Raw genomic sequence first — 6,194 nt, 5'->3', positions numbered from 1 at the left:
GTTATGCCGCCGAGATGACGGCCTGATTGCGAGAAATCACCACTCTTGCAATCAACGTCAAGTAACTTGGCAATGCCCTGGAACCTATCGCGAGCAGCGCATCGTCCTCAACACGCTGCGCTTCCTCAGCAATCGTCTGCAGATCTCGCTGGTCTGCTTCGGCGTCAACGAAGCACGTGAGGCCATCAGTGGTGACGTTCAGCTTGCGCGCCGGTTCGAGCAGTTCACCTTGAGCCGGTGGGCTGCGAACGAACAGTTCGAGACTTTGGTGGCGTCGATCCTGCGCAATACGCCGCTGCGTCGGCCCTCGGTGCTTACGCCGAAATCGTTGCGACGGATCCTGCAGATCACCGAGGGTATCACGGCAAACATCTTCCACATGATCAACAGCCTAGCAATCGACGCTGTCGAAAACGGCCGCGAGCACATCACCGATGATATGGTTGAGAACTGGGAGCCGGAATTCGATGCCGAGGCGGCATTCGCATGATGCAGAACACACCGCCTCGGCAGTTGCCGGTACGGCTGCCGCCCGTCGCCGACGAACTACTGTCGTCCTGGATCAACCGGCATGCAGCCTTCTATGCAGTCCCACCACTCGTCATGCTTCGGCATTGCCTGCCGAAAGTTGTCTCATTGCGGGCAGCCGATCTCCATCTGAGCCGTGATCAGGAAATCCGACTTGCGAGCATGTTCTCCACGGACCCGGCTGTTGTGCGCCGAATGACCTTCGGCAATGTCGTGCAATCATCGCATCGGCTCCTCGCCGCTGGACCAGCGCAGGTCTGCACGAACTGCAGCCTTGGTCACACGGAACCGGCGCCAATCCTGCGAAGCCAGCTGCTGGGGTGGCGCATCACGTGCCCTCTGTGTGCAAACCAATTCCGGGATTCCGGCGGGCGCGAGCTCCCCTCCCCTTTCCGGCAATATCGTGGTGTGGCTCTTCGTGGCGAAAAGCTGCTCGACGAGGAAGCCGAACGTGGCATCGGAACCTGGACATCGCCCGCCGACATTGCCCGGCTTCTCCTGATGCGACGCATTCCAAGACCTATACCCCGCGAGCGCGACCTTTGGCGCTTCCGGGTGCTCGGCGCTGTCATCCCCGATCTCGACCATGTCGTTGCCGAGCAACAGGATCTGCCCACACCTGCAAAGCCGATCCTGCCGCTTCACCTGCGGCCGGCTCTGTTGGCAGGGGTCGCCATCGTCGAGCGTGCGGGACCGGAGATGCTCCGAATGCTGCGTGGTCACATGATGGGTGACAATAGGGTCCGATTCACTGACGCCACCGAGAGCATGGTAGCCCGAGCTCGCAGGTCGAGAGTCTCTTCTTCTCAAATGCAGTTAATTTGAGAATCCGATCGCCAAGATTCTCACAATCAAATGCCAAGTCCGTACCAAACCGGCGCATTCTTGCAATTAAGTGCCAAGCGACATATGTGGCGATCTCCAAGACATTGATCCACAAGAAGGAATCAACACACCGCAGGCCGGCCGCGCGGCAGGCGCGACCCCTTTGAGGGGAACGATCCACTCGAATCGCCCTCCCGATTGGAATGATGTGACAACCTTACATCTGTAGGCAGCGCGCGCCGGACCATTTTCTCAGCGGTTTCAAACATGAACCGTCCGATTTCGGGCACGACTAGTGCCCGCGCATTTCCGAGCGATCAAAATAAGAAGCATCAGCGCGGCCAGGGAACCATGCGCGAGATGACACCATCGCGGCGGACTGCATGATAAGCGGTGGCCGCGAGGTGGATTGTTACAAGCGCAAGCGTGACATTCCACAGAAGGATGTGGATTCGGCCCGCCGGCGCCCAGAGGTAGGCTGCGGCGAATCCCGCCGCAGCCTGGCTGAGGAGCACAATGTAAAGCGCCCAGTGCGTCGATTGCGAGAGTCGTTCCTGCCAGCTCGACATCCGCGACGAAGCTGGACGAGGGATGAACCATCGAAATCCGATCCGCACCAGCATCAGCGCGCCGATCAGTAGGCCCGCATAGTTGTGGAGGGCATGTTGAAGCAAGTCCAAGTCTGAAGGCGGCAGAAGCGGGTTGTGCGTTCTCGGGATTGCCCGGGACGTGTACCATTGCTCGATGATCAAGAGAACCACCGCCCAGTGCACGGCGATCTGCAGTCGCGTGTAACGGCTAGCTACCTTATTCGCTGATGAGGTCGAGGACATGATCGGGCTTTTGTCGCCTGTTGGCCGTTGAGACGCAAGTCTGGCGATGCCGGCTCTGCGAGCCTCGACTGCTTGGTTCGGCACCTCATCCCCCATACGTAGCGAACAAGCGTGTCAGACGACAACCTGTGGTTCAGAAACACGTTCCGCGCGCAATGTCTTTTCGGTGATTAGGGTCAAACGTTACGGGCCAAAGGCTACTTCCTCATTCATCGCTCCCTGCGCGCAGGCACGACCACACCGTCGCTAATGCGATCGCTGGGGTGCAGGAACACCCGTTAGGCGGGTGAGAGTCCGTCAAGAACTTCTGCTGTTCGATCAGTGCGTCGACCGATCTCCACCGTAGTGCTTCGCACGCCTCTGTCTCGAATGGCGTACACTTCCCAATCGTCTCCTTGCCGGAAGAGAGCCGCCACGGGAACAGCAAGTGCATCGTCAGAGCTCCAGACGACACCATTGACGATCACTCGGAAGTCGTGCCCGAGCCGTGGTCAAGCTTCCGGCGGGTGACCTATTCTAGAGCATGATCCCGAAAACTGGAGACCGGTTTTCGGAAAAGATCATGCTATTCCAAGGCAATAGATCGTGATGCCGGTTCAAGGGAACGGCATCATGATCTAGTTAGCGGTTCTTCCTCACGTTCTGTGGTTCATTCGCTGTTGGCGGCACTGTCGCTATCGGCGGGCATGCGAACGAGAACGAAATGGTCGCCCGGCCTTCTAGCTGGAAGTGCCGCAGGATGGTGTCGTCGATGATTGGTATTCCAAGCCGTTCCATCAACTGCTCTCCAGGACCCCCGCCCGTGCTTTGGCCAAGCAGGCCACGGTCGCCCCGACCCGTGTCGGCTTGGGCACACAACGAAGGCAATCTGCGGCACCCGATCGGACATCTGTTGAGGACACTTGATGCGCGCATCCCCAGCGGATTCACCGTCACGGGCTTGCCTTGGACCGGAAGGTTGCCTCTTCCGGTGTGACTATTCGTGATCGATCCGGGTTTGAACTTGACTGACAGTGCGTTCATCGGAAATCCCGCGTTTTCACTCTGATCTCGTTGATGTGGCCATAGGGATCGACCAGGTTTCTCGCTTTGGGAAGTCCGCGCGGATCGGGCGTGGGCGAGCCGTGATGGACCTCGTCGCCGCGCCCGTACGGCACCGGAAATCCCGCCTCCCGCGCACCGACGCTCGCAAGTTCGGCAGAGAGATCGGTGATCTCCTGCGCCACGACGTGCACCACGTCGCCTTCGCGCTGGATGCGGCCCTTGACGCCGAACATGCCGGACCCGAGCACGACGCGCCGGTATTTTTCAAAGACCTTGGTCCAGACCACGAGATTGGCGACCGCGGTTTCGTCCTCGAGCGTGATGAACATGACGCCCTTGGCCGAACCGGGGCGTTGGCGCACGAGCACCAGACCTGCGACGTGAACCCAGCGGCGATCACGAGAGGCGACGGCCTCGGCGCAGGTCATGATGCGCCGGCGGGACAGATCGGCGCGGAGGAAGGACACCGGGTGCTGCCGAAGGGTCAGCCCGGTGTGACTGTAGTCCTCCACCACCTCCCTTCCGGCCGCCATGGGGCGCAGCGATACCGCGGGCTCGATCTGCTCGGGCACGATACAGGCTTCGCGTACCGCGGCGGCGGCAAAGAGCGGCAGCGGTTCGTCGCGCAGCGCCTTTATGGCCCAGAGCGCCTCGCGTCTTGCAAGGCCGAGCGCGGACCGGAAGGCATCCGCCTCGGCCAGCTCGACCAGGGCCGCGGCCGGGATACCGGCCCGGCGCCAGAGGTCGTCCATCGAGGCGAAGGGCCGGTCTTCCCGACAGGAGATCAGGCGCGCAGCTTCGGCATTGCCGAGACCCTTGACCATGCGCAGGCCGAGCCGCACGGCGAAATCGCCATCCTCGCCGATCGCCTCGAGCGTGCAGTCCCAGCGGGATGTATTGATGCAGACGGGACGGATCTCGACGCCATGCTCGCGCGCATCGCGTACGATCTGGGCTGGTGCATAAAAGCCCATGGGCTGGGCGTTGAGCAGCGCACAGCAGAAGACATCCGGGTGCCAGCATTTCATCCAGGATGAGGCGTAGGCTATGAGCGCAAAGCTCGCCGCATGGCTTTCGGGAAAGCCATAGCTCCCGAAGCCTTCGAGCTGCTTGAAGGTGCGTTCGGCGAATTCGCGGTCATAGCCATTGGCGACCATGCCGGAGATCAGCTTCTCACCGAACTTCGCGACGCCGCCGGTATGCTTGAAGGTCGCCATGGCGCGGCGCAGCTGATCGGCCTCGCCGGCGGTAAAGCCCGCGCATTCGATGGCGACGCGCATGGCCTGCTCCTGGAAGAGCGGCACGCCCAGCGTCTTACCGAGCACCGCCTCGAGCTCGGGTTTTGGATAGGTCACCTCCTCCTTGCCCTCGCGGCGGCGCAGATAGGGATGCACCATGTCGCCCTGGATCGGACCGGGGCGCGCGATCGCCACCTCGATGACGAGATCATAAAAGGTCCGCGGCTTGATGCGCGGCAGCATGGCCATCTGGGCGCGGGATTCGATCTGGAAGGTGCCGAGCGTGTCGGCCTTGCGGATCATCGCATAGGTGCGCGGATCCTCGGCCGGGATGGTGGCGAGGTCGAGCCTTATATCCTTGTGCTCGGCGAGCAGATCGAAGGCGCGGCGCATGCAGGAGAGCATGCCCAGCGCCAGCACGTCGACCTTCATGAACTTGAGCACATCGATGTCGTCCTTGTCCCACTCGATGACCTGGCGGTCCTCCATGGCGGCCGGCTCGATCGGCACGAGTTCGTCGAGCCGGTCGCGGGTCAGAACGAAGCCGCCCGGGTGCTGCGAGAGATGGCGCGGTGTGCCGACAAGCTGGTGCGCGAGCTCGAGCGCAAGCCGGAGCCGGCGATCGCCCATGTTGAGGTTCAGGCCCTCGGCGTGCTTTTGCTCCACGCCTTCCGACCACCCCCAGACCTGCGAGGACAGGGTCTTGGTCATATCCTCGGGCAGGCCGAGCGCCTTTCCGACATCGCGCAGCGCGCCCTTGGCGCGATAGCGGATGACGGTGGAGCAGAGCGCTGCCCGCTCGCGGCCATAGGTTTCATAGACCCACTGGATGACCTCCTCGCGCCGCTCATGTTCGAAGTCGACATCGATGTCGGGCGGCTCACGACGTTCCTCGGAGACGAAGCGTTCGAAGAGAAGATCGTTTCGGTCGGGATCGACCGAAGTGACGCCGAGCACGAAGCAGACGGCCGAGTTCGCCGCCGATCCCCTGCCCTGGCAAAGAATTCCCCTCGAGCGGGCAAAGCGCACGATGGCGTTCACCGTCAGGAAATACGGCGCATAGTCCAGCTTCTCGATCAGTTGGAGCTCGTGTTGCAGATTGGCGCGCACCTTGTCGGGCAGACCCTCCGGGTAGCGCTCGGCCACGCCCTCCCAGGTGAGTTTCTCAAGGGCCTGCTGTGGCGTCAGCTCCGGATAGAGCTTTTCTTCCGGATACTGATAGGCAAGCTCCTCGAGCGAAAACCTGCACCGGTCCGTGATCTCGATGGTGCGGGCGAGGGCTTCGGGATAGCGGTCGAAAAGCCGATGCATTTCTTCCGGTGGCTTCAGGTAGCGGTCGGCAAACCGCTCGCGGCGATGCCCGAGCTCGTCGATGGTGACATTGTGCCGGATGGCGGTCACCACGTCCTGCATGAGCTGCCGGCCGGGTTCGTGGAAGAGCACGTCATTGGTGACCACGGTGGGAACCCGCGCCTGCGCCGCCAGGTTCGACAGGTCCCAGAGGCGCAGCTGATCGTTGGGCCGCCGGCGCAGCGTCAGGGCCAGATAGGCGCGATCGCCGAAGCATTCCCGCAGGCGCCGCAGTTGCAGCGCGCAGGTCTCGTCCGCGATGTCGGGAACGAGCACGGCGATCAGGCCCTCGCCATAGGGGGGTCGGTTCCGGCTGAGGGCGAAATGACACCCTAAGCATTCTTCCCCTTGGGCCACAGATACTCGCCAGTCAGCA

The 6,194-nt window shown here is 62.0% G+C and carries 3 protein-coding genes and 1 pseudogene; 2 read left to right on the top strand and 2 right to left on the bottom strand.

From position 1 onward, the window contains the following. Positions 1 to 490 (top strand): TniB family NTP-binding protein (locus LC343_RS24805; protein ID WP_223479831.1); only part of this gene is annotated, 490 nt, incomplete at its 5' end. Beyond that, entirely contained in the window at positions 487 to 1,353 is an 867-nt protein-coding gene (locus LC343_RS24800) for a TniQ family protein (RefSeq protein ID WP_223479830.1), read from the top strand. The genes LC343_RS24805 and LC343_RS24800, both read left to right, overlap by 4 nt. Before the next feature lie 332 nt (positions 1,354 to 1,685). Here the strand turns inward: LC343_RS24800 and LC343_RS24795 are convergent, their stop codons facing one another. Both LC343_RS24795 and LC343_RS24790 read right to left on the bottom strand, forming a co-directional pair. Continuing rightward, the gene (locus LC343_RS24795) at positions 1,686 to 2,186 is read right to left on the bottom strand and encodes a cytochrome b (RefSeq protein WP_223479829.1); all 501 of its coding nucleotides are present in this window, start codon (positions 2,184 to 2,186) and stop codon (positions 1,686 to 1,688) included. 1,019 nt (positions 2,187 to 3,205) lie between these two features. Then, positions 3,206 to 6,115 (bottom strand): annotated as a pseudogene (locus tag LC343_RS24790) (error-prone DNA polymerase); the annotation flags it as partial. Between the last annotated feature and the right edge of the window lie 79 nt (positions 6,116 to 6,194).

Origin of the sequence: Oricola indica (assembly GCF_019966595.1) — a bacterium.
GTDB classification, from domain to species: Bacteria; Pseudomonadota; Alphaproteobacteria; order Rhizobiales; family Rhizobiaceae; genus Oricola; species Oricola indica.
This window is presented reverse-complemented; position numbering and strand designations above follow the sequence as displayed.

Coding starts and splice junctions, on each gene's coding strand:
- LC343_RS24800 (WP_223479830.1), top strand. CDS start 487: ATGATGCAGAACACACCGCCTCGGCAGTTGCCGGTACGGCTGCCGCCC.
- LC343_RS24795 (WP_223479829.1), bottom strand. CDS start 2,186: ATGTCCTCGACCTCATCAGCGAATAAGGTAGCTAGCCGTTACACGCGA.